General features: G+C 62.1%; 19 protein-coding genes and 2 pseudogenes. 11 read left to right on the forward strand and 10 right to left on the reverse strand.

Translation table 11 applies throughout. The annotated features are described in order from the left end of the window. Positions 1 to 325: 325 nt before the first annotated feature. From IPN92_20080 to ybeY, 6 genes are all read left to right on the forward strand, one after another. Entirely contained in the window at positions 326 to 1,237 is a 912-nt protein-coding gene (locus IPN92_20080) for an OmpA family protein (protein MBK8640466.1), read from the forward strand. Positions 1,238 to 1,352: 115 nt separating this feature from the next. Then, complete coding sequence (locus IPN92_20085; protein ID MBK8640467.1) at positions 1,353 to 2,879, forward strand: caspase family protein; 1,527 nt, start codon at positions 1,353 to 1,355, stop codon at positions 2,877 to 2,879. Positions 2,880 to 2,926: 47 nt separating this feature from the next. Next, complete coding sequence (locus tag IPN92_20090; GenBank protein MBK8640468.1) at positions 2,927 to 4,129, forward strand: DUF4384 domain-containing protein; 1,203 nt, start codon at positions 2,927 to 2,929, stop codon at positions 4,127 to 4,129. A gap of 161 nt (positions 4,130 to 4,290) precedes the next feature. After that, on the forward strand, positions 4,291 to 5,628 hold the full coding sequence (gene miaB / locus IPN92_20095) for a tRNA (N6-isopentenyl adenosine(37)-C2)-methylthiotransferase MiaB (protein MBK8640469.1): 1,338 nt from the start codon (positions 4,291 to 4,293) through the stop codon (positions 5,626 to 5,628). Between the two features lie 19 nt (positions 5,629 to 5,647). Beyond that, positions 5,648 to 6,628, forward strand: a complete 981-nt coding sequence (locus tag IPN92_20100; protein ID MBK8640470.1) for a PhoH family protein — start codon at positions 5,648 to 5,650, stop codon at positions 6,626 to 6,628. A gap of 9 nt (positions 6,629 to 6,637) precedes the next feature. Further along, on the forward strand, positions 6,638 to 7,096 hold the full coding sequence (ybeY, locus tag IPN92_20105) for an rRNA maturation RNase YbeY (protein MBK8640471.1): 459 nt from the start codon (positions 6,638 to 6,640) through the stop codon (positions 7,094 to 7,096). A 62-nt stretch (positions 7,097 to 7,158) separates the two neighbouring features. Here the strand turns inward: ybeY and IPN92_20110 are convergent, their stop codons facing one another. Continuing rightward, a complete protein-coding gene (locus IPN92_20110) occupies positions 7,159 to 8,049 on the reverse strand; it encodes a phosphoribulokinase (protein ID MBK8640472.1) in 891 nt (296 codons plus the stop codon). A 309-nt stretch (positions 8,050 to 8,358) separates the two neighbouring features. On the opposite strand from IPN92_20110, the gene IPN92_20115 reads away from it, so the two are divergent. Continuing rightward, on the forward strand, positions 8,359 to 10,023 hold the full coding sequence (locus IPN92_20115) for a hypothetical protein (GenBank protein MBK8640473.1): 1,665 nt from the start codon (positions 8,359 to 8,361) through the stop codon (positions 10,021 to 10,023). 139 nt (positions 10,024 to 10,162) lie between these two features. Here IPN92_20115 and IPN92_20120 read toward each other — a convergent pair whose 3' ends face one another. The 4 genes from IPN92_20120 to IPN92_20135 form a co-directional block, all read right to left on the reverse strand. After that, positions 10,163 to 10,618, reverse strand: coding sequence for a DUF3465 domain-containing protein (locus IPN92_20120; GenBank protein ID MBK8640474.1), 456 nt, complete (start codon positions 10,616 to 10,618; stop codon positions 10,163 to 10,165). Positions 10,619 to 10,768: 150 nt separating this feature from the next. Next, positions 10,769 to 11,677, reverse strand: a complete 909-nt coding sequence (locus IPN92_20125) for a hypothetical protein (protein MBK8640475.1) — start codon at positions 11,675 to 11,677, stop codon at positions 10,769 to 10,771. A gap of 217 nt (positions 11,678 to 11,894) precedes the next feature. After that, positions 11,895 to 12,314, reverse strand: a complete 420-nt coding sequence (locus IPN92_20130) for an HNH endonuclease (protein MBK8640476.1) — start codon at positions 12,312 to 12,314, stop codon at positions 11,895 to 11,897. A 564-nt stretch (positions 12,315 to 12,878) separates the two neighbouring features. Continuing rightward, positions 12,879 to 13,166 carry a helix-turn-helix transcriptional regulator gene (locus IPN92_20135; GenBank protein ID MBK8640477.1) on the reverse strand — a complete coding sequence of 96 codons (288 nt, stop codon included), beginning with the start codon at positions 13,164 to 13,166 and terminating at the stop codon, positions 12,879 to 12,881. A 165-nt stretch (positions 13,167 to 13,331) separates the two neighbouring features. Between IPN92_20135 and IPN92_20140 the strand changes: the two genes are divergently transcribed. After that, positions 13,332 to 13,811, forward strand: a complete 480-nt coding sequence (locus IPN92_20140; protein MBK8640478.1) for a cytochrome P460 family protein — start codon at positions 13,332 to 13,334, stop codon at positions 13,809 to 13,811. A gap of 127 nt (positions 13,812 to 13,938) precedes the next feature. On the opposite strand, the gene IPN92_20145 is transcribed toward IPN92_20140, so the two are convergent. Together IPN92_20145 and IPN92_20150 are read right to left on the reverse strand one after the other, a co-directional pair. Beyond that, entirely contained in the window at positions 13,939 to 14,511 is a 573-nt protein-coding gene (locus IPN92_20145) for an isochorismatase family protein (GenBank protein ID MBK8640479.1), read from the reverse strand. 79 nt (positions 14,512 to 14,590) lie between these two features. Beyond that, positions 14,591 to 14,962 carry an antibiotic biosynthesis monooxygenase gene (locus IPN92_20150; GenBank protein MBK8640480.1) on the reverse strand — a complete coding sequence of 124 codons (372 nt, stop codon included), beginning with the start codon at positions 14,960 to 14,962 and terminating at the stop codon, positions 14,591 to 14,593. Positions 14,963 to 15,244: 282 nt separating this feature from the next. Between IPN92_20150 and IPN92_20155 the strand changes: the two are divergent. Then, positions 15,245 to 16,108: pseudogene (locus IPN92_20155) on the forward strand (site-specific integrase). Next, a pseudogene (locus IPN92_20160) lies at positions 16,105 to 17,112 on the forward strand (transposase). The pseudogenes IPN92_20155 and IPN92_20160 overlap by 4 nt, the downstream one beginning before the upstream one ends. A gap of 359 nt (positions 17,113 to 17,471) precedes the next feature. On the opposite strand, the gene IPN92_20165 reads toward IPN92_20160, so the two are convergent. Further along, positions 17,472 to 18,311, reverse strand: coding sequence for an HNH endonuclease (locus IPN92_20165; protein ID MBK8640481.1), 840 nt, complete (start codon positions 18,309 to 18,311; stop codon positions 17,472 to 17,474). A 736-nt stretch (positions 18,312 to 19,047) separates the two neighbouring features. Here IPN92_20165 and IPN92_20170 point away from each other — a divergent pair. Next, positions 19,048 to 19,407, forward strand: a complete 360-nt coding sequence (locus tag IPN92_20170; GenBank protein MBK8640482.1) for a hypothetical protein — start codon at positions 19,048 to 19,050, stop codon at positions 19,405 to 19,407. 264 nt (positions 19,408 to 19,671) lie between these two features. Here IPN92_20170 and alr read toward each other — a convergent pair whose 3' ends face one another. Beyond that, the gene (alr, locus tag IPN92_20175; GenBank protein MBK8640483.1) at positions 19,672 to 20,787 is read right to left on the reverse strand and encodes an alanine racemase; all 1,116 of its coding nucleotides are present in this window, start codon (positions 20,785 to 20,787) and stop codon (positions 19,672 to 19,674) included. Beyond that, complete coding sequence (locus IPN92_20180) at positions 20,784 to 23,456, reverse strand: replicative DNA helicase (GenBank protein ID MBK8640484.1); 2,673 nt, start codon at positions 23,454 to 23,456, stop codon at positions 20,784 to 20,786. The genes alr and IPN92_20180 overlap by 4 nt, the downstream gene beginning before the upstream one ends. Positions 23,457 to 23,474: the final 18 nt, after the last annotated feature.

The raw sequence follows: 23,474 nt of genomic DNA on the forward strand, positions 1-23,474 counted from the left end.
GGCGGAGGATTGGCTCGGTGGGCAAGCCATCGGCCTTTAGGATGGGCGGGGATAGGGATAGGGCAATGCCAAGGATGCCGAATAGCACAAGGTTAGACTGACGACGCAACTGTCCCTCTCCCATTTCGCCAAGCGCGCTGGGCCTTGAACCTTGGCCAAAGCGGATGATGTCCCCAGGGAGGGCATGAATTATCCAAGGTCTCCCCGTACCCCTTGTCGCGACCCTATAATAATGAAAAATCCAGCCCGATGTTTGCGGCTGTTCGGACCCAGGTCGGGGAGTGAATAGCCGGCGCACCGCCATCACGAGCGAGGAATCCAGTCGATGACTTATTGCCGTTTCCTTGCCGGTATCCTTGGCCTCTGGCTCCCCGGCCTGACCTGGGGTGATTGCGCTACCCTGGCCGCTGATATCCAGAACGCCTCGCGGGCGGGGGAGGTGACAGCACTCGCCGATTATGCCCGCCAGATCCCGACCGAGCCCAGCTGCGCCGATGATTTTCGCGTCAACCTGGCCCGGGTGGCGGCCTATGGATTTCTTCGCGAGGTCCAGAGTCGTCTGGCCAAGGGCGCTACCCTGGCGGATCAGGAGCCCCTCCTGCGCCAGTCGCTGGCGGTGGCCCGTACCTGGCAGGTGCTGGCCCTGCTGGGCGATCTGGAACTGGAGCGTAAGCATTACGACGTCGCGACCCTGACCTATCAGGAGGCCCTGGGTTTGATCAATGACCCGGTGGCGACGCCCAAGGCGCCCCCCGAGGCCCAGATTGAGTCCATCTTCCGCAAGGCCGCGGAGTCCCGCCTCCTGGCCGAGCGTTATGTGGCCGTACCCGTCAATCACCGCTCTGGCACCGCCGAGGGCCTGGCTCTGACCTCCGTGCGCGGCTGGGCGGTGCAGCGGGTACCCATCCCGGTCACCTTTGAAAGCTACTCCGCCCAATTCTCGCCCAAGGGCGAGCAGGCGGCCAGCGATCTGGCGGCCTATCTCCTCAAGCAGGCGCCGGCGGAGATTACGCTGGTCGGTCACACCGATGAGCGGGGCTCGGACCAGGAAAATCTGATCCTCTCCAAACGCCGGGCCGAGGTTCTCGCCAAGTATCTGAAAGATCAGGGTTACGGGGGCCGTATCCGTATCGAGGGTGCCGGTGAATCCCAGCCCATCAAACTGGACGATCCCGATCGCTATACCCAGGAGGAAATCTGGGAACTCAATCGCCGGGTCGAACTGGTGCGGAAATGAGGACATGACCATGATCAGGCGGCAGGCTCCTAGGTCCCGTTCCGCTCCAGCAACCCTAGATCATTCATGGCCCATCAGGTGTTGCCTCCAAGCCGCCCTGACTCTGGGTTGGCTGATGGCAGGTTCCGCTCTGGCCGAGGTCCGCGCCCTGGTGATCGGCATTGATGCCTATCAACACGGTTCCCCGCTCAAGGGCGCCGTGTCGGATGCCCAGGATGTCGCCCAGGCACTACGCCAGCTCGGCGTGGCGGATCTCACGCTGCGCCTCAACCAGGACGTGACCCGGGACCGCCTGGTCCAGGACTGGCGGGAGTTGCTCTCGCGTGCCCAGAGCGGCGATACCCTGGTGTTGACCTATGCCGGTCATGGCTCGCAGGAGCCGGAGCGGGTCGCGGGGAACGAGCAGGACGGCAAGGATGAGGTGCTCCTGCTGGCGGGCTTCTCGGAAACCGGCCCGGGGACCCGTGAACGCCTGGTGGATGATGAACTCTACCAATGGTTTCGCGAGGCCAACGACCGGGGGCTGGAACTGTTGTTCGTCGCCGATGCCTGTCACTCCGGCACCCTGACCCGGGGCGTGGATCCGCGCGCGGGTGGGGGGCGGGTGCGCTACAGCGCCTATACCATTAGCGACGACGAGCTCGATCTGCAAATTCCCACTCCGGCCACTGGCGGCTCGGGCGGGGAGGACTTACCCCGCCTGACCTTTCTAGCCGCGGGGCAGGAAAACCAAAAGGTGCCCGAGGTCGATCTTCTGGATACCCAGGGACACCCTTCGCCGCGGGGGGCTCTGAGTTGGGCCTTCGCCCGGGCCCTGGAGGGGCAGGCCGATCAGGATAGCGACGCCCGGCTGACCCGAGACGAAATCAACCGCTTTGTGCGCGCCAATGTGCGCGCCATTGCCGAGGCTCGGCAGACTCCGAACCTGCTGCCAATGAGTGATGAGGGGCGAGTCGTCCTGCCGGTGGTTGCCGCCACGACGCGTTCCGCCACCCTGGCCAGCCATTGGCCGGAGGCGCGGGTACGCATTCTGGCGTCGGACGAACGCTCCGCGGCCGCCCTGGCCGGGGAATTGACCGGGATTGCCCGGGTGGCCGAGGGCGAGGATGCCGATCTGATCCTCGATCTGCGCGCGCGCCAGGCGATCTCCGGGCAGGGGGACGTCCTGGCGCGGGATTTGGTCCGGCCCGCGCTGCAAACCCTCATCGATAAATGGAGTGGTCTGGAAAAGCTCAAGTTCGAGCGGTTGGGGGACCGCTTGACCATGCGCGTGCTCCCCAATGATGGCACCCACCGCCAGGGCCAGGAGATGGCCTTCGAGATTGATGACATCCGCCTGCCCTATCTGGTGTTTTTCAGCCTCTCGGGCGACGGCACCCTGAATTTTCACTATCCCTTGCCGGATGATCCCGACACCGTGCCCACGGGCCGGCCGGTCAAGATCAGCTTCAAGGTTACGCCACCCTATGGCGCGGATCACATCATCGCCGTGGCCAGCGACCAGTCCCTGGGTGAGTTAGCGGCCCTGCTCAGGTCTCTGGATGGCAAGCCCGCCCCCCGGCCGGCCGTCGAGGCGGTCATCGCCGTCCTCCGTCAGGGCAGCCGCCAATTGGGGATTCAGGGTCTTTATACCGCCCCCTGACTCGCCGCCTCCGCCCCTCGCCGCCGACTTACCTCGGGAGATTCCCTTTGAAAACCCGCATCCCATCCCGGTCCCGGTTAGCCGCCAGTCTTAACCTTGCCCGCTGTCGTTCCCTCCTGGCGCCCTGGCCAGGGCTAGCTTGGCTGCTGGTGGCGGGCCTGCTGGTACCGTCGCCGCCACTCTGGGCTCAGGTTTCCGCCGTGGACCTGGCGGAATGGGGTCAGGAGAAAGCAGCGCCACGCCCGGCGGAGCCGGCGCCGGGAGAAATAACCGCCCTGGACACTGGCGACGAAGAAGCCGAACAAGCGGCAAAGGCCGTGGAAACAAAGCCCACCAAGCCCCGGGTAGCGGTCTATCAATTCAAGGTGCGCGGTGATCTGGGCATTCCGGACGCGGGTGACATCATCGGTGAATGGATGATCGGCGCCTTGGCCGCGACGGGCCGCTTTACCCTCATGGAGCGGGTGCTGCTCCAAAAGGTATTCGAGGAAAATGAACTCCAGTCCAGTCATCTGGCCGACGAATCCACTCTGGCCGCCGAGGCCGGCCGGCTCTATGGCGTGGAGGCCATCGTTAGCGGCACCGCCATCAAGTGGGGCGAGACCATTTCCATCGTGGCGCGCCTGATCGATACCAGTACGGGCGTCATTCGCAGCGCCGCCGAGATCAAGACCACGAATCGCAACAACATTCCCGACCAGATTGACCTGCTGGCCCGTAAGCTCGTGGGCCCCGTACCCGCCGCTGCCAAGACCAAAACGCTGAAACAGGATGACGCTGGCGCGGGGCTGGTTGCCCAAAATCCGGCGCGGCTGGCCATTCAGATCCTGCCCAAGGAGCGTTTTCGCCTCGGCCAGGAGATGCGCTTCCGCATCACCAGCCAGCAGGAGGGCCATCTGTTGGTGGTGGATCTGAATGCGGGCGGAGAGCTGACCCAGGTTTATCCCTTGGATGAGGGCGCTGTCGGGGCCATCGACAACCGCCTGCGCTCGGGCCGGGCCCTCACCCTGCCGGAGCCCCAGTCGGGATTAAGTTTCACCGCCAGTGAACCCACTGGCACCGGCCGGCTGGTGGCTATTCTCACGGAGGAGGCGGTGGACCTCGGGGACTTGCGGGATGGGGGGCGGCTGACGGGAGCCGGGCAAGACCCCGTCAGCGGTATCCTTGATCGGCTATCCCAGCTTCAGGCCAAAAGCCCATCCGCCACATCCTGGTCCATGACCCAGGCAGAGTATCTGATCGAGCCCTAGCCCGCCCTCGGCCCTCCCCCCGCCTGCCGTAGCGTGACTGGGGAATAAGACAGAGGCCGGCTATCCAGGGCCCTTTAATCGTTGGCCTGGATCCGTTAGCCGGCCTGCGGCTTGAGCCCGCTCGCTGGATTTTGCCTCCCTTTGCCCCTATTCTGCCGGTCATGATGAAGAAACTCTATATCCAGACCAATGGCTGCCAGATGAACGAGTACGACTCCGCGCGCATGGCGGATGTGCTGCGGGAGTCCCATGGCCTGGAACTGGCGGCCTGCGCCGAGGAGGCGGATGTCCTTCTGCTGAACACCTGCTCCATCCGCGAGAAGGCGCAGGAGAAGGTCTTTTCCGCCCTGGGGCGCTGGAAGCCCCTCAAGCAGCAGCGGCCGGACCTGGTGATTGGCGTCGGCGGCTGCGTTGCCAGCCAGGAGGGCGAGGCCCTGCGCGAGCGGGCACCCTTCGTCGATTTGGTGTTCGGGCCCCAGACCCTGCATCGCTTGCCCGGGATGCTGCGGGAGTTGGCGGCGGGGCAGGGTCCCCGGGTGGACGTGTCCTTTCCGGCCATCGAGAAGTTCGACAGTCTGCCGGCGCCGCGGGCCGAGGGGCCCACGGCCTTCGTCTCGGTCATGGAGGGCTGTTCCAAGTTCTGCACCTATTGCGTGGTCCCCTATACGCGGGGCGCCGAGGTCAGCCGGCCCTTCGACGATGTCATCGCCGAGGTCGCGGGCCTGGCGGCCCAGGGGGTGCGGGAGGTCAATCTGCTGGGTCAGAACGTCAACGCCTATCGCGGCTTGCAGCATGACGGCGAGGTCGCCGACCTGGCCCTGCTGATCCGCTATCTGGCGGCCATCGAGGGCATTGACCGCATCCGCTACACGACCTCTCATCCGGTGGAGTTTTCGGACGCCCTGATCGAGGTCTATGGCGAGGTGCCGGAGTTGGTCGATCATCTGCACCTGCCGGTACAGAGCGGGTCCGATCCGATCCTGGCGGCCATGAAGCGCGGTCACACGGCGGCCCAATACCAGGACAAAATTCGCCGGCTGCGCGCGGTGCGGCCCAACATCAGCATTTCGTCGGACTTCATCGTCGGCTTTCCCGGCGAGACGGACGAGGACTTTGCCGCCACCCTGGCGCTGATCGGGGACGTCGGCTTCGATGCCAGCTTCAGCTTCATTTATAGCCGCCGCCCGGGCACCCCGGCGGCGGATTACCCGGACGAGACCCCGCACCCGGTCAAGCAGGAGCGCCTGATGCGCCTGCAGGCGCGGCTGGCGAACCAGGCCCAGAGCATCAGCCGGCGCATGGTCGGCACCCTGGAGCGCGTCCTGGTGGAGGGGCCCGCCCGCAAGGACCCGCGCGAGCTGGCCGGTCGCACCGAGAACAACCGGGTAGTCAATTTCGCCGGACCCGCGGACCTCATCGGCCAGTTCGCCGAGGTCCGCATCACCCAGGCCCTGCCCAATTCCCTGCGCGGGGAACGGGTGCTGGCGCCCCTGTCCTGAGAGCCTGCAGCAGCCCCCCTTGTCCCAGACACCCGAAACCCTCGACCTCCGGCTCGCGCCCGAGGACAACATCCGTCTCGCCAATCTCACCGGTCAGCTCGACACCCATCTGCGCCAGATCGAGCGCCGGCTGGGTATCGAGATCGCCAATCGCGGCCACCTCTTCCGCCTCATTGGCGAGGGCCAGGCGATACGGGCCGGTGAGCAAGTCCTGGAGCGTCTCTATGCCGTGACCGCGGAGGAGGTGCTGACCCCCGAGGCCATTCACCTGCAACTGCAGGCCTCGGGCGTTGAGGCCCTGCTCGACGACGCGGACGCGGAGCGCCCGGAATTGGCCGTGCGGCTCAAACGCGCCCTGATCCGCGCCCGTGGGCCGAATCAGCAGGCCTATCTCGATGCGGTGATGCGCCACGACATTAACTTTGGCGTCGGCCCCGCCGGGACGGGCAAGACCTATCTCGCCGTCGCCTGCGCCGTGGAGGCCCTGGAGACGGACCGGGTGCGGCGGGTCCTGCTGGTGCGACCGGCGGTGGAGGCCGGCGAGCGCCTGGGCTTCCTGCCGGGCGACCTGGCCCAGAAGATCGACCCCTATCTGCGGCCCCTCTACGACGCCCTCTACGAGATGCTCGGCTTCGAGAAGGTGACCCGGCTCATGGAACGCCATGTCATCGAGGTCGCGCCCCTGGCCTACATGCGCGGGCGCACCCTCAACGATGCCTTCATCATTCTGGACGAGGCCCAGAACACCACGCCGGAGCAGATGAAGATGTTCCTGACCCGCATCGGTTTCGGTTCCACGGCCGTCATCACCGGCGACGTGACCCAAGTGGATCTACCCCGGGGCCAGACCTCGGGTCTGCGCCAGGGCATCGAGGTCTTGCGGCATGTGGAGGGCATCAGCTTCACCTTCTTCAATTCCCGTGACGTGGTGCGCCACGCCCTGGTGCAACGTATCGTCAATGCCTATGACGCCTTTGATCGGGGCCTGCCGGCGGAGTAGGAGTAGGGGGTGAAGATCAAGCTGGCTATTCAGCGGGCCTCCACCGCGAGCCGGGTGCCGGCAAAGGCGGAGGTGAAGCGATGGGTGGCGGTAGCCTTGAAGGGGCGGCGCAAGCAGGCTCGCCTCAGCCTGCGCATCCTCGATGAGGCAGAGTCGGCCGCCCTGAACCTGCGCTATCGCGGTAAGGCGGGACCGACCAATGTCCTCTCCTTTCCCTTCGAGCCCCCGCCGGGCCTGCCGGATCCCCAGCCCTTCATGGGCGATCTCGCCATCTGTGCCCCGGTGGTGGAGCGCGAGGCCGTGGAACAGGGCAAGTCCCTGGAGGCCCACTGGGCCCACATGATCGTCCACGGCATCCTGCACCTGCTGGGCCATGACCACCTCGACGAGGGCGAGGCCCAGGAGATGGAGGCGCTGGAGACCCGTATTCTGGAGGAGCTAGGTTTTCCCGCCCCCTACGAGGATTGAGACGCGGGCCCTGGGATCGGCAGGGCCGCGCGGGTCGGGGGATAGGCGATGCGCGGCAAGACTCAGCCGTTACATTTGGACATGAGGCATTCGATGATGGGCTGGAGGATGATCTCCATGGCGAAGCCCATCTTGCCGCCGGGGACCACCATGCTGTTGCGGCGGGTCATGAAGGAGTTATGGATCATGGACAGGAGATAGGGGAAGTCCACATCCCATTTATTCGGGTTGCGGAAGCGAATGATGACGAAGCTCTCGTCCGGGGTGGGGATGTCGCGGGCGATGAAGGGATTGGAGGTATCGACGGTCGCCACGCGCTGGAAGTTGATATCCGTCAGGGAGAACTGAGGGACGATGGTGGTGATGTAGTCCGGCATGCGGCGCATGATGGTATCCACGATGGCCTCCGCCGAATAGCCGCGCTCCGCGTTGTCGCGATGAATCTTCTGAATCCACTCCAGGTTGACGATGGGCACCACGCCGATGCCCAGGTCAACGTGCTTGGCGACGTTGTGGTCCTCGGTAATCACCAGGCCATGCAGGCCCTCGTAAAAGAGCAGGTCCGTGCCTTCCGGTAGGTCCTCGAGGGGGGTGAACTGGCCCGGCTTGAGGCTGGTGCCGAGACGGGCATTGAGCTCGACGGCCTCTTCCTCGCTATGGATGTAATACCGTTTTTTGCCGGCGCCTGACTCGCCATAGGTTTTGAACAGGTCCTCAAGCATGTCGAAGCGGTTGGCCTCGGCGCCAAAGTGACTCAGGTTGCGGTGGGCGGCGGAGGCCTTGGCCGTTTCCAGCTTCATCTCGGCACGGTCGTAACGATGGAAGCTGTCACCCTCGATGATGGCGGGGGTGATACCGTCACGGTAGAAGATATGCTCGAAGGCCCGCTTGACAGTGGTCGTACCGGCGCCCGAGGAACCGGTGACCGCGATGACAGGGTGTTGTATGGACATGAAGGTCTCCTCTGTTCTATTGCTCTCAGGATTATTGGCGCTGGCCACGACCCGCTGGGGTTTCGGCCGAGGGTGAGTGGGTTTAAACCCTGCTTGAAGTTGAAAGGAAGCCCTGCGATGGCGGATCTACGCGCGCGGGGATCTTAAAGTAATTACTAATATACCACGGGGCTTCCCCAAGTCTTGGGAAAAGCGCGCGGGGCATGGATACCTCGCCAGGTGTCTCGCCTCGGCGCGGGTCATGGCGTACCCTTGGCACCCTTAATAGCCAGTGAGGATTGGAGCTTGAACCCAGACATCAGCAAGCGGATCGCCGGACGCAGCAGGCCAGCGGGGCGCCAGGGCGGTTTCATCGCCGGACTGGGCCAGTGGCTGGACCGTAACATTCTCGAATTGGGGCGCGAGTTGCGCCTCTCCTATCTGCCACCCCTGATGATCTACGTCGCCTATGGCATCCAGGGGCTGACGGCTATCGTCGGCACCTTCTTCGTCAAGGATTACCTGGGCCTGTCCGCGGCCTTCCTGGCGGCCCTGGGCTTCTGGGCGGGCATCCCCTGGGCCCTCAAGATGCCCCTGGGCCACCTGGTCGATCTGATCTGGCGCCATAAGTCCGCCCTGGTCTATCTGGGCGCGAGCCTCCTCACCGCCAGTCTGCTGATCATGATCGGCCTGCTGGGGCACCGGGTCGCCCTGGCCGCCATCATGCCGGTGGAGGCCTGGTACGTCCTCGCCGCCCTGCTGGCGCCCGTGGGCTATGTGATTCAGGACGTGGTGGCGGACGCCATGACGGTGGAGGCGGTCCCCCGGGTGGACGCCGATGGCCGGCCCATCGATCCGGCGGCGCGCAAACTGATGCATACCACCATGCAGACCCTGGGGCGGGTAGCCATCATCGGCGGCGGTGTCTTGGTGGCCCTCGCCAATGTCTACCTCTTCGCCGGGGTCGAGGCGATGTCGGAGGCGGACAAGGTCGCGACCTATATCCTTATCTACGAGATGGCCTTGGCGATTCCCCTTGTCTCCATCCTGGGCGTGGCCCTGGCCGCCTTCATCAAGCGTCGCGACCTGCGCCGCCTGATGGCCAAGGGGCTGGGACGCGCCGAGGCCGTTCGCCGGCTGGAGCACCCCCTGGAGAAGACCCATCCGAACTGGTGGATCCTGGGCGGCAGCCTGGTCTTCGTCGTCTTCACCCTGAGCCTGGGGCTGACGGACGTGCCCTATAACCAGGAGATCATCTTCGTCGGGTCCATGGTCATCGTCCTCTTCCTGATATCGCGCCTGCTGCGGGCCCTCGACCCGGAGGCGCGGCTCTATCTGGTGGGCACCGCCTTCATCATCTTCGTCTTCCGGGCCATGCCGGGGCCCGGGTCGGGCCAGACCTGGTGGATGATCGATGAACTGGCCTTTGATCAGCAATTCCTGTCCGTCCTGTCGCTGATCGGCAGCAGCCTGACCCTGCTCGGGCTCTTTATGTTTCGGCGCTTCATGGCCGAGCGCTCCATTGCCTATGTGGTGGTCTTCCTGACGGTGATTTCCAGCCTCCTCTATCTGCCTATCATCGGCATGTACCACGGGCTCCACGAATGGACGGCGGCGCTGACCGGCGGCCTCATCGACGCCCGGGTCATCGCCATCGTGGACACGGCCCTGGAGTCGCCCCTGGGGCAGATCGCCATGGTGCCCATGCTGGCCTGGATCGCCAATTCCGCCCCGGAGAATCTCAAGGCCACCTTCTTCGCCGTCATGGCCTCCTTCACCAACCTGGCCCTGTCGGCTGGACAGTTGGGGACCAAATATCTCAACGAGTTCTTCCTGGTGACTCGGGAGGTCAAGGACCCCCTGAGCGGCGAGATCACGGTACCGGCGGACTATGGCGACTTGGGGATACTGATGACGGCCGCCTTGCTGATCGGCCTGCTGTTGCCCCTGGCCGCCGTGGCCCTGGTCAAGATGACGCGGCTGCGAACGGCCTGAGCGCGAGCGAAGGTGTCAAGCGATTCATTTTGCCGATGCTGTGCGCCTCAAACTTGAGACCGCACATTGAATCCTTGGCACAATAACTCTTTTAAGTACCTGTTATATTTGGAAAACACTGTCTGTCCCCAATTTCCCTTTACTGGTAGGTTCGTCCGGCTTGCTTGAGCCAACCCGCTTGATGTCGACCACTCGGGTCGCGATGCGTCCAGTGGACAACGCCACCTTTGGCGTTCCACTCGTACACCCCGTTGAACGCGACCGAGTCACCCGCCTTTAATGAGGCGAGTCGAGGTGCAAGATCAATGTTGTGAGCGACCAAGAGCATCTGGCCCGAGGAAAGCGTCAAGATGAAGCGTTGGTGGCGGCTACCTTCAGTGTCATCGGCCAGGAGCTTTGTGACCATGCCCTCGCCTGTGACTTGGATGCCACGCTTCTGTGCGGCGAATGCGGCACTAAGCTCATCGACCTGACCGACCGATACCCCCGGTGCCTGAGTGGTAAATGCGTCGGTAACTTGGCGCAAAGCACCGGACTGACCCAAGCCGAAGTAAATGGTTACCGCGGCGATGATTGCAAGAATGAGTGTCTTCACGCGTCCTCAATGCTTCCCTGGCTGTCTGGATGGTAGTGCTTGCGGATCTTCTTTGACCCTTAACGACAAGCATCACCGGCTGCCAAAAGCGGTGTGACTGTAGCGTAGTGAAAGCCGCGCCGCTTTTGGCTGTCCGCGTGTATGCTTTTGTTAGGCTATTGATTCCAAATTGTTTATAAGTTCTACAACCGAATCAGAATCAACTCCGTTAACCCAATGTTCATGTGATAGGATATGATCTTTAATTTCATCCAAATCCGCCACACAAAACGATTCTTTTATCAGGGTATAATATATCAGTTCAAGCCGTATATCGTCGTAATTATCCAAAATAAACTGAATCCCGTAGTTCTTTACACAGACCACAAACGCTTTTCTTTGAAGCCAAAGATCATAACCAAGAAAATCAGGGACATCATGAGGACTTTCTAATGCTATACGCCTTAAAAAATCAGAATCATTTTTAAAACGCTTTACAATTAAGAACGAGAAAAAGACAACAGGGAATAATGTGTAAAAACTATTCCAATCTTTTGGTGTCGTATTTTCAATTGGGTCCATTATACCTGTTTCTTCAATTCTTTTTTCGGGATCACTGATTTCCTTGTTTTCACCACATATCCAGAAATCTAAGTACGATTTTAAAGTAGATTCTGAATCATCAATCAACTGATTTACGTTGCCTAAATAATGCTCCCAGCTACCCTTTTTAATATATAGTTCGCTATCCCCAAGAAATTTCCAATTTTCGTTGTGATAATTGCTTTTCAATCCCACAAGATAATCCTTAATTGCTTTTTCGCCATATTCGTTTGCAAGGCGATGATAAATTCCATCATGTTCTTGATTTAGAAAAGCCTCCCACAAGCGGTAGAAGGCGATATCAATTGAGCCTGGGAAATTATCAAAGGCTTTAATTCTATCAATAATCTCTGGGAAGTTGGTACTTTCCTGAAGGTAAATAGGCACCCAGTTATTTTCGAACTCCAATTTCTCAGATACCCTCTGACGCTCAATAAAATCAAGCGTGACACCTCCTTCAATACAGTAACCACACATTAAAATGTCCTCATGCGTCGCAAGAGCAGCGCTGACTCGATAAAAGAATTACCATGCTCATCGAATTCACCAATTATCTTCATCAAATTTATATTCATGATCTTCAATCATTTTTTCTGGATAAAGGGGCCAGGCTCAAATATTCAGCGATAAATCGAGCCTGGCTCCTTTTCCGGTTTCTTTTCCGTTTTCCGCTGGTTGATTAGCGGGTTAGCCGTCATTGGAGCAACTGTGTGAGCTGTTTTGGACCTAGCCAAGGTCTCCGACGGTGCAGCATACGGTGGCAGTTTGAGCAGACCAATGCAATGTCGTCAACTCGAGTCAGTTCGCCATCGATGTGCAGTGAACTCAGTGGCTTTGTGTGGTGACCTTCGATGAAATCCTTACCTGGTTTTCCATAAACCTTCTCAAAGTCAAATCCACAGCATGCGCACCTGAGAACCCCATCCCTTGTGAGCGCGATCTGCTTCGCGCGCCGAATGATTTCGGGATTTCGCTCTCTAGACCGGTGAAGGCGCTCCTTCAGTTTGCCCTCTGGAAATCCTTCTCTCGTTGGGGGTCGACGTGGGTCAAGCGTGTCGGCTTTCTGCCTACTTTCCGCCAGCGAAAAGAGTTCTTCAAGGAAATCCTCCACCATATCTGGTTCTGTCGGAACTGAGATGAAGACGTCCTTTGACTTAAAGGCCTCTTCAAAGTAGGCGCGGCGCTCATGGTTATTGCCGTCCTGCTTCGTTGGGTTGTACTTCCAATGAAGCGTTGGTTCCCCATCTGTGTCGACGCAGTGGTGTATCTCCGCGAGGGGTCCGCTTCGAGATTCTGGGAATAGCGCTAGGTAGTAATTTGATGTTCGCTTCCAATCGACTATTACGAGCCAAAGAAAAAAGTTGTTTGGCGATCCAAGCAGGAAGGCTCCTTCGCAAGGACGGTTGTCTGCCCATTGATGAAAGTCAACGAGCTGGCCGCTCTTGAGTCTTCGTTGCTTGACGGTGTATGCGCGACTCCCGTTACGGTACACCCGGATCAGCGTAGATAGTGACTTTGCGATATTCGCGTGCATGGCGGGCTTCTTGATGACGGCTAACGTAGAGCTAACCGGCGCTGCGCGGGTTTATCGCGCAGCGTCCGAGTTGAGCGCCGGGTTGGGCGATACGCTTTGGCAGGACACGACAAGACGAGCGCCCCGAAGAAGTCGGCGCTGGCACTACAGCGATCCTGAGCCGATGCGCTGTTCCAATTGATCCACTTGATCGAGCAATCGCGCGAACTCGCCTCCGAAGGCGGTGATGTGGTATTCGACGCGCGGCGGCACCTCCGGGTAGCTGGTCTTTTCCAGGATACCGAAGCGCACCAGCTTGACCAAGCGCTCGTTAAGCACCTTGGCGCTGAGGCCGTCGATGGCGTGTTCCATGGCGCCGGGCCGGTGCACGCCATGACGCACCAGGTCGATTACGGTCAGCGACCATTTGCAGCCGATCACGCTTTCCATCATCTGATGCACGCTGGATGTTTCCACGAAAATAATCTCCGCTGCCGATTCAACAAGATGCACCGTTTGGTGTCTACCCCACGATTTGGTACCCGCTTTTCACCGCCGTTTGCGGTGCATAGATTTGTGCTTACAGGCCGATAGATCACATTTAGAGAGGAGAATATCATGCGCTACATTCCTGTATTCACACTGGCACTCCTGAGCACCACGACGGCCCTTGCCGCAGACACTGCCGCCGTCCCCTATCCACAGAACTACCGTGACTGGCATCACGTCAAGAGCATGGTCATCAATTCGGGCCACCCGCTGTACGATGACTTCGGAGGCATCCACCACCTCTACGCCAATGCTGCCGCCGTGAAGGGGTACAAGAGCGGCACCTGGCCCGACGGCGCGGTGATAGTGTTCGATCTGCTGGAGGCGAAATCCGCCGACAACGCCGTTACCGAGGGTGCGCGCAAGGTGGTCGGCGTGATGCACCGCGACGCGAAGAAATTTGCCGCGACCGGCGGCTGGGGCTACGAGGGCTTTAAGGGCGACAGCAAGACCGATCGCGCGGTCAGCGCCAATGCGCTGGCGGCCTGCCACACCTGCCACACTGCGCAGAAGGACAGCGGCTTCGTCTTCAGCAAGCTGCGGCCGTGAGCGGCGCACGGGACTTTGCACCGATGCCACTGCGCTGGTTGCCGTAATTGGCTCGGTGGTCATTGAGAGGCCCAACGCTACGGTTCAGCGGCGGGCCGCGCAGCGAACCGTCCGCTGCAACCGGTTGTTAGGTGGTCAGCAGCGGAAACGCAACTGCACCTGCGGGCGATGCCCAGTTCTTGACCAGTTCAGCAACCATGGCGTTAGTGCTAGTGAGGTGAACACCCGCCTGCTCCATTCTCCGCCACGACATTTCTTCGGCGATCTGATTGGTTGACCCGCAAGCGTCGCAGACCACCTTCACCACGAAGCCCTCTTCCACCGCGCTGATCGCCGGTGCGACCATGCATACGTCCGTGGTGACGCCGGCCATCACAAAGTTCTTCCGGCGCGTGTTTCGGCAAGCGTCGGCAAAGGCCGGGTCATCCCACGCGTTGACTACTCCTTGCCGCTTGATGCGGGCGGCGAACGCCTCTGGAAGAATCGCCTGCAACTCGGGCATCAGCGGTCCCTGGACGTTGACGTTCGTCTCTTGGCTCGAGGTCAGAACCACCGGCATCCCCGTGCCTTTGGCGAACTTCGCCAGAATGATCACGTTCCGCTGAAGCAGCGGTAGGGGCGTGGTGCTAGCCCAAGTATTCGTCCCGACCTGGTGGTCGATCAAGATCACTGCCGTGTCTTCGGTACTAAAAGTCTTCATCTTTGTCTCCTTCTCTCGTACTCAATGGATACGATAATGTCCGATTGAAGCCGCATAAACCCTTTCTTAGGCCGTTGATCTAGGGGCCGACACATAGGTTCGGCACGGTAAGACGCTCGAAGAGGTGCGGAGACGCAACAGCCGAAGACGGGTAGTGCTCCAATGCGCTCTTGAAGTCGGGATGGCTGAACGCAGCTCGGAAATGGGCCACAGACTCCCAGATCGCGTAGTTCAGGAATACCGTGCTGCCTGCGATACCGCGATGCAGCTGGGTTGAGATATAGCCCGGTTGTTTCTTCATCCAGTTTGCGTCCGCTGTCCAGGCCGTGAGCAAAGCTGGGATGTCTCCTTCCGCGACGGAGAAGACGTTCGCCAAGATGACGGGCGACTGCTCCGTTTGGATTTGTTGAAAGATCGGGACGGCCGGGTCGAGCGGCTTGAGTTGAAGCATGTATCGTCTCCTTTGGTGAAAGTATCAGGGCGACCAGACGAAGGCGCATCGCGCAAAGCCGCCTAACGCCCTGCCATTAAGCTGCGGGCGGGCGCCGCAGGCGACCGACCGTCAGCTTCAATGGCATGTTGGACGAAGCCGCTACCGCGGCAGATGAGCTGACCCCCGATCCTCTCCCAGCCGCCCGATCTCCGGGCGGTCGCGACCATCGCGACATTCCTGCTGGAGAGTATCCCCTTGAATTCTATTGAGCAAGCCCAGCTTGACCCCCTCTATGCCACCATGCAGCGCGCCCTGCAGCTCCAGGGCAAGGCCGAGAAGACCCGCGAAGCCTATGCCCGAGGTCTGCGGCGCAGCGCCGATTTCTTCAAGCGCTGCCCCGACGACCTGACGGCTGAGGAGCTCCAGACCTACTTCTCGGCACTCCTGAAGTCCCATTCCTGGTCTAGGGTCAAGCTCGACCGCTGTGGATTGCAGTTCTTCTACCGCTAGGTCCTCAAGCGGCCGTGGGACTGGACCGAGATCGTCAAGCCGCCGCGTCCCCAGCGCCTGCCGGACGTGCTGACGCGGGAGGAGACCCTGCGGCTGCTGGGCACGGTTCGCAAGCTGCGCTATCGGGTCTTCTTCACCACCCTCTACAGCACCGGCCTGCGTCTGAGCGAAGGGTTGGCGCTGGAGGTGGGCGACATCGACGCGCAACGGCTGCGCATTCATGTGCGCGGGGGCAAGGGCAACAAGGACCGCTAGGTGCCGATCACCGACACGTTGCTCCACATGCTGCGCCGCTGGTGGGCAACCCACCGCCATGCGCGCCTGCTCTTTCCCAGCCCCACCGGCGGCCCCGAGCGGATGTGTCAGGCCACCACCCCCATGGACCGCGGCGGGGTGCAGGCAGCAATCAGCGCAGCGGTGGCCGATGCCCGCATCCGCCTGCGCATCAGCGTCCACAGCCTACGCCACTGCTTCTCGACCCACCTGCTGGAGCTGGGGGTGGATTTGCGCGAGCTGCAGACGATCCTCGGCCACGCCCACCCGGAGACCACCGCCCGCTACGCGCACCTGACCGAGGTCACCGCCGCCCAGGCGCGCGAGCGCCAAGGCCATCTGCTGGAGTCCTTCGTCCTGCGCTGGAGGGACGCGGCATGATCCGCCTGGCCGAGATCATCAAGACCTTCCTCCCGGATCTGGAGCAGAAGTACGGTAGCCGGCTGTTGCCCAGCCACCGCCAGGCCCTGACGGCGATCGAGCAGTGCCGCACCCAGGCACTGGGCACCGCCGCCAGCCACTGCCACGACTGCGACAGCCACGCGGTCTTCCCGCTGTCCTGCGGCCACCGCTTCTGCCCCCAGTGCCAGCACGAGGCCGGCGAGACCTGGCTCGAACGGCAGCGCGCCAAGCTCCTGCCGGTCGACGACTACCTGATCACCTTCACCCTGCCTGCGACCTGGCGTGCGCTGGTCTACGACCATCAGCGCGAAGCCTATGATCTGCTCATCCGCCTCGCCTGGCAGACCCTCGCGGCGTTCGGGCTGCGCGACAAGGCCCTGCACGGGGACCTGGGCGCCACCGTGGTACTGCACACCCACAGCCGCGCCCTCGACTTCCATCCCCACGTGCATGTGGTGCTGCCCGCCGGGGCCATCGACCCCGCCACCCGCCACGGGAATCGCAAGACGGGCAAGTTCCTCTTCCCCCACCAGGCCCTGGCCAAGGTCTTCCGGGCCAAGTGGTTCGCCGCAATGAAGGAACTCGGCTGGACCGTCCAGGCCAACCTGCCGGCCCAGTGGGTGGTCGATTGCAAGCAGGTCGGCAACGGTGACAAGGCGCTGATCTACCTCGGGCGCTATCTCTACCGCGGCGTGCTGCCGGAGAAGAACATCCTGCGCCACGCGGACGGCCAGGTGACCTTTCGCTACACCGACAACACCGGAACCCACAAAACCCGCACCCTGGCCGGGGCGGACTTCCTGTGGCTGTTGCTGCGTCACGTCCTGCCCAAAGGCTTTCGGCGCAGTCGCGACTATGGCTTTCTCCATGCCAACTGCAAACGGTTGATTCGGCTGCTGCATCGGGTGCTGCGCTTCATCCCGCCCCAGCCCAAGCAACGGCCACCGCGGTGCTGCATACACTGCGGCGGAACGGTGACGGTGTCGATCTTCCCCATCCCCGCCCATCTGAGGTCCGCCGCAAGGCCCGCGGCGGCGGCCCTGGAGATGGCGATGTAACCCGCCCCCCCTTCACCTCCCGCATCGGGCGATTCCCGCCCGAGGGGTGCGCTCGGCTCAAAATCAGGCATTTCTGACCCAATTTCAGCCAACCTGGGCCGGATGGAGCCCTCCTCCGGTCGCTGAGCCACCCTCTCTCCCACCACCATCCCCCGGGATCGCCTCACGCGGGATGGTCGGCAAAAAGATATTCCCTATCACAGGCTCCGTACCAACCCGCCGGGCTCGTCCAACCATAAGGACAACTCGTGGTTCGCTGCGCTCACACGAGTTGTCCTTACTCGTTAGACGGCCTCGCCGCCGAGAACATCCTTCAGGTCTTTCATGCCGAGCCATGGACGCCGACGGTGCAACATTCGGTGGCAGTTCGAACATACCAGGGCAAGATCCTCAACCCGAGTCTCTCTGACACCGTCGAGCTGGCTCAGCGGAATCGTGTGATGGGCCTCGATGAAATCGCGGCCCAGGTCCCCGTAGACCTTCGCGAAGTCGAATTCGCAGACCTGGCAAGAGAGATGACCATCGCGATTCATGGCCCTCCGCTTGGCCAGGAGGACCAGGTTGCGACTTCGTTCCCGTGCGGTGTGCAGCCGCTCGTATGCGATCCCTTCCGGGAACGAGTCGCGCCCAGCTGGTTTGGCCGTCCGAAGATCGTCAGCTGCGAGTCGATGTTCAACCAGGTCGAATAGATCCTCGAGGAAGGTCAGCAGCGATTCGCCGTCATTCGGAACGGAGATTTGGATCTGAACGTCGCCAAAGCCAAAGGTTCGTGCGAAGTAGGCCGTCCGCTCTGGGTTCCTTCCATCTCTCTTCGTCGGAGCATATCGCCACAGGAACGTCCGCTCGTCGGCATCCGTCTTGTGGATTTCAACAAGAGGTTGGGATTGGTTCTCCGGGTAGACGACAACGTACCAACTGTCGCCGTCGCGCCACGGGGTCAGGAGAAGAAAGTAGGTTGGTCCGCCCTCACGGGATATTCGGTCGATCGAGAAGAGCGGACGCCCATCGACCCATGGGTGAAAGTTCGTGGTAGGCCTGGCGCCGCGGATTCGCCTGGTGCTGAATCCTGTGACTTCGTTGTTTGCCAGCAATGCCGAGAGCGATTTTGCGAGCGACTTCTTCACGATGTCTCCCTTCGGTCCGTCTAACAATGAATTGTATGGATCTGCCTATCTCCCCCTCTAGGATGATAGCCGGCCAGCCAGATCATTCGAACCCTCATCAGATGGGGTCATTAGCGCTAATGTTCAGCTCATCAGTGCTCGCCGGCCGGCGGCCTACCCTGGTTACTGAGTTCTGGCAATCCCGGCCGGAATGACGTCCTCAAAATCGGTCATACCGGCAGGGAATGCGGGGATTCAGGTGCCAGGAGAGGGTCCGGTCTGGATAGCGGGGTTTTGACGCCAATTACCTCCGGTGGTGCCGGCTGATTAAACCGTGGTTCACTGCATTTGACAAGAATAAGGAGCGGGTCGCCGCGCTCCTCGCCCTGACCACCGTATCCCGTCAGCAGACTCAAGGGCCGCTGAAAGGGCATCGTTTGGAAATTTCGCTCGAAAAACCGGGCCAGCAACGGGAGGACTTTGCCCGCCTGGGCGGCGACGACATCGTCCTGCTTTGGCGCACCGCACCGCCGCGGATGCCCGCCCACTAGGCGGGGCCTGCTCCCGGGAAGCGAATGTGCTCATCCTATCCCTGTCCGAGGGACCCCATGTCGATTAAAGTGGGTACCTACCCATCCGGGAGCGGCGTTGCCATGCCCCCTGCCAACCCCGGTAAGTCAATTATCTGGCGCGGCCAGCAGCCATCACCCCAATGAGGCCGCGCCCACCGCCCCGGATCCTACAGAGGAACTGACTCATGCGTCCCTTACGCTGGAAAAGCCGTTTTCAGACTGGCGATATCGCGACCGACCGCCAGAAACGGGCCTTCTTCGACTGTCTCAATAGCCTGATCACCGCTGCCGGGCACCGCGAGCATTGCCAGGAGATGGAGGATTTCCTGGGGCGGAACCTGATCCAGGCGGAACAGGCCCTGCTGCAACCCGCCCCCAACCCTGATCTGGGCCAGGCATTCGCCCGCCAATTGCTGGGCTCTCTGCCCCTCCGTCCCTACGGCAGCCCCGCCTGCCGCCAATGCGGGCTTTGCGACCTGGCCCAGCAAAAGGTCGCCGAGCACCTGCAAGCCCCGGCGGAATGCCTGCTCAAGCACCTGGCCTGAGCCGCACAATGGGCTTTGCTTCCCTGGCCACGGATGCGGGCATTACCCACAACACAGCCAAGGCCTGGACTTCGGTATTGGCGACCAGTTATATCCTTTTTCCACTCCGCCCCCCACGCCAATTTCCACAAGCGGCTGATCAAGGCGCCCAACCTCTCCTGTTACAACACCGGCCTGCCGTGCTGGCTGCTGGGTATTCAGAACCCGGTACAGATTGGGACCCATCCCTTGGGCGCCAACCATCCGCCGCCCGGCCCGAGGGCACTAACCCCCACTGATCGTGGCCGAAATCGTCTGTGGTATGGGCATGGCTACCCTGTGCACCCGCTGGCTCAGGCCGCAGAGTAACTCGTAGTTAATCGTGCCCGCGGCCTGGGCGATCTCCTCCACCGGCAGGCCGCGTCCCCAGAGGAGGACCTCATCGCCCGGCTGGGTCCCGGGGGCCTGGCGCAGATCCAGGCTGATGCTGTCCATGGAGACCCGTCCGATCAGGGCCACCCGCTGGCCAGCTACCAGCACCGGCGTGCCCGTAGGGGCATGGCGGGGGTAGCCGTCGCCATAGCCGATGGCGGCCACGCCCACCGGCATGTCTTCCGGGCATGAGAAGGTGCCCCCATAGCCAATGCGGTCCCCGGCGCGGAAGTGATGGACGGCGGAAATCTGGGTCTTGAGGGTCATCACCGGCGCTAGGCCCAATTCCCTCGCGCCTAGATCCGCGAAGGGCGAGCCGCCGTAAAGCATGATGCCCGGCCTAACCCAATCAGCCCGGGCAGCCGGACAGGCCAGGAGGCCGCCGGAGTTGCCGATATTCAAGGCCTGGCCCGGCTTGGCCAAGGCCCGCAGGCGCTGGCATTGGTGGTTCGTCAGGGGGTCATCGGGGTTGTCGGCATTGGCCAGATGGGTCATGAGACCCGGCAGCGGTGCCACTCGCGGGCAGGCGGCCAGTCGCGACTGGATGGCGGGTAACTCCGCCGGATCGAGGCCCAGGCGGTGCATCCCCGTATCCACCTTGATCCAGATGCGCAGCGGGAGGCCAGGCGGCAAGGCCTCCAGCCAGGTCATCTGGGCTTCCCGATGCAGGGCCAGGTCGAGCCGGTGCCCTTGGGCCGTCAGGACTTCCTCGGGGGAGAGGGCGCCGCCCAGAACCAGGATGGGGTGCTCAACCCCCGCCCCGCGCAGGTGCAGGGCCTCCTCGACCCGGGCCACGGCGAAGCCGTCCGCCGCCGCCAGGGCCGCGGCGGCCTGCTCCAGGCCGTGGCCATAGGCATCCGCCTTGATGACGGCCCAGATGCGGCTGCTGGGGGCCCGCTGCTGCGCCACCCCCAGATTGTGGCGTAGCGCTGCCTCGTCAAAGAGGGCGATTGGGCCGCACCCGCTCACCGGTAGCCCTCGTCCCCGTAAACGTCCGAGATGTAGTTCTCGAACTTGGTGTACTTGCCCAGGAAGGTCAGCCGGGTGGTACCGATGGGTCCATTGCGCTGTTTGCCGATGATGATTTCGGCGACCCCCTTGTCCTTGCTGTCCTCGTGATAAACCTCGTCGCGGTAAATAAAAACAATAAGATCCGCGTCCTGTTCGATGGCTCCGGAGTTATGGCTGACGATGCCGTCCGCCAGCCAACTGGCAGGGCCTGGGACCGTGAGATCGAAGACCTCCTCTTCCCCCGCTTCCTCAATGGCGACGATGCGATCCCAGAAGATGTCGCTGCTGGCCTGATTGCGCAGTGGCTCGTCGTCCAGGAGTTCGGCATAGCTCGCCAGAGTTTGACGCGATGGTGCGAAGTTGAAGTGCGCCTGGCCGCCATAGGAGGTACCACGCATTTGGGCCATCCCTCGGGTAGTGACACCTTGGGAACGCATGGCCGCACGAACCTGGTCGAAGACCTGGACGGGTAAAGTGTCCAAATTAGTGTTGGGGACCGTATGGGTTATCAGGGCGCTAAGCAGCTTGGCCTGGTTTTCTCTGGGGCCAAAGGCCCCGACCTCTCCGAGAAAAAGCCGTTGCTGTTCCGCGCCCCTGATCCAGACCATATAAGTGGTGCGGTATTGCTCGCTCTTCACGGCCTGGATGCGTCCGCGGATACCCAGGCGGAGCAGAAGGGCCATGACATCGTCAGCCAGGCCCTGACAGTTGGTGCTGAGGTGGACACCGTGACTGCCGCGTTGACCAGGTTTTCGGGGGGAGATGGTGCCGTCGGTAGCCCAGAGATGTCTCAGGAAGAGGGCGATTTGCTCGTTGGCGAGTTGGAAGAGGGCCGATGGCACCCGCTTTTCGTGAGACCGTTGGCCAAAAATCCCCAGATTGCGCAGCCAGAGGTTCATACCCGCTGGATGCCAGCGATTACCGTTGCCGCTGAATACCAATTGATGCCAAGCCCCCTTGCCTTCATGGCGATTGACCTGAACGCCGAAGTGCTGGATTGCGGAATCAGACACTATCCGGCTATTGGCATCGGATGCCGTGGTATAGCGTAAGGGCTGGCCCTTGAGGTAGCTGCCGTCACCCATCAGGTGGGCAAGCAGAATGATTTCCGGCTCGGGCCAAACCAGGGCTGTGGAGGGTTCTGGCACTTGCCGCGCGGTACCCAGGCGGTCACCCGCACTGAGTTCACCGATGGTACGCCAACCCTCCGCGCCATAAAGCCGGTGGTTAACCGTGCCACGCAGGCGGCGTCCACTGGCTAGTCGGACCTCGAATACGGGTTTAGGGCCAACACGCCAAACCTTATCCGAGGTGGCCTTGATCAGCCTGCCCTGTTCATTCATCGAGAGCACTTCCGGGGTCTGGCCGACCAGGTCGCGAATGGGAACCCGGCTGCCATCGGCCAGCAAGACTAAGGTATCCCCGGTCACGCACTCGCGCAGATCCGACATCACCGGCCGCTTGTTGGGGCGCTGTTCCAGGCTGCGGTTGAGCTGGGAGAGGGCGACGACGGGGACCTTGAGTTCCTTGGCCAGGGCCTTGAGGGAGCGGGAGATGGCGGAGATCTCGGTGGCGCGGTTCTCGCTGTTGCCCGGCACCTGCATGAGCTGGAGGTAGTCCAGGACGATGAGCGCCAGGTCGCCGTGCTCGCGCTTCAGGCGGCGGGCGCGGGCGCGGACCTCGGTGGGCGACAGGGCCGGGGTGTCGTCGATATAGACGGGGGCGTCCGCCAGCATGTTCACCGCCGAGGTCAGGCGCGGCCACTCGTCCTCTTCCAGCTTGCCGGTGCGCACCCGGTGCTGGTCGATGCGCCCCAGGGAGGACATCATGCGCATGGCCAGGGCGTCGCCGGGCATCTCCATGCTGAAGATGGCGACTGGCCGTTTAACCTCCAGGGCCACGTTTTCCGCCAGGTTCATCGCGAAGCTGGTCTTGCCCATCGAGGGCCTCCCCGCCACGATGATGAGATCCGATGGCTGGAGGCCGGAGGTCATTTCGTCGAAATCGGCGAAGCCGGTGGGCAGGCCGGTGATGGGCTCGTTGCGCTGAAAGAGGATCTCGATGCGCTCCACGGCCCGGCCGAGGAGGCCGCGCAGGGACTGGAAGCCGCCACCGCCGCGCTGTTCCTGCTCGGCGATCTCGAAGACCCGCCGTTCCGCCTCGTCCAGCAGCTCCGCCACCTCCCGGCCCTCGGTGTTGAAGGCGATGTCGCTGATGCCGGTGCCGACGGAGATGAGCTGGCGCAGCACCGAGCGCTCGCGCACGATCTTGGCGTAGGCCTTGACGTTGGCGGCGCTGGGGGTGCCGGTGGCGATGACGCCCAGATAGGGCAAGCCCCCGGCGTCCTCCAGTTGGCCGGTGCGCTCCAGCATCTCGGCCAGGGTGACGACGTCGAAGGGCTGGTCACGGGCCGCCAGGTCGCGGATGGCGCCAAAGATTAGCCGGTGTTCGCGCCGGTAGAAGTCGCCCTCGCCCACCTTGTCGGCCACCGAGTCCCAGGTCTGGTTGTCCAGCATGAGGCCCCCGAGCAGGGACTGTTCCGCCTGGTTCGAATGGGGGGGGATGCGCAGCCGTTCGCCGGACGGCAGTTCCTGTTCGGGGTAAGGCAGGTCGTAGGGGTCGGACATGGAATGCTCCAAGCCGGG

The organism is Chromatiaceae bacterium (assembly GCA_016714645.1).
Classification (GTDB): domain Bacteria; phylum Pseudomonadota; class Gammaproteobacteria; order Chromatiales; family Chromatiaceae; genus M0108.

Excerpts from the sequence above, each read along its gene's own strand:
- IPN92_20080 (MBK8640466.1), top strand. The coding sequence starts at position 326 with ATGACTTATTGCCGTTTCCTTGCCGGTATCCTTGGCCTCTGGCTCCCC.
- IPN92_20085 (MBK8640467.1), top strand. The coding sequence starts at position 1,353 with ATGGCAGGTTCCGCTCTGGCCGAGGTCCGCGCCCTGGTGATCGGCATT.
- miaB (MBK8640469.1), top strand. The coding sequence starts at position 4,291 with ATGATGAAGAAACTCTATATCCAGACCAATGGCTGCCAGATGAACGAG.
- IPN92_20110 (MBK8640472.1), bottom strand. The coding sequence starts at position 8,049 with ATGTCCATACAACACCCTGTCATCGCGGTCACCGGTTCCTCGGGCGCC.
- IPN92_20125 (MBK8640475.1), bottom strand. The coding sequence starts at position 11,677 with ATGTGTGGTTACTGTATTGAAGGAGGTGTCACGCTTGATTTTATTGAG.
- IPN92_20130 (MBK8640476.1), bottom strand. The coding sequence starts at position 12,314 with ATGGTGGAGGATTTCCTTGAAGAACTCTTTTCGCTGGCGGAAAGTAGG.
- IPN92_20135 (MBK8640477.1), bottom strand. The coding sequence starts at position 13,166 with ATGATGGAAAGCGTGATCGGCTGCAAATGGTCGCTGACCGTAATCGAC.
- IPN92_20140 (MBK8640478.1), top strand. The coding sequence starts at position 13,332 with ATGCGCTACATTCCTGTATTCACACTGGCACTCCTGAGCACCACGACG.
- IPN92_20145 (MBK8640479.1), bottom strand. The coding sequence starts at position 14,511 with ATGAAGACTTTTAGTACCGAAGACACGGCAGTGATCTTGATCGACCAC.
- IPN92_20150 (MBK8640480.1), bottom strand. The coding sequence starts at position 14,962 with ATGCTTCAACTCAAGCCGCTCGACCCGGCCGTCCCGATCTTTCAACAA.
- IPN92_20170 (MBK8640482.1), top strand. The coding sequence starts at position 19,048 with ATGCGTCCCTTACGCTGGAAAAGCCGTTTTCAGACTGGCGATATCGCG.
- IPN92_20180 (MBK8640484.1), bottom strand. The coding sequence starts at position 23,456 with ATGTCCGACCCCTACGACCTGCCTTACCCCGAACAGGAACTGCCGTCC.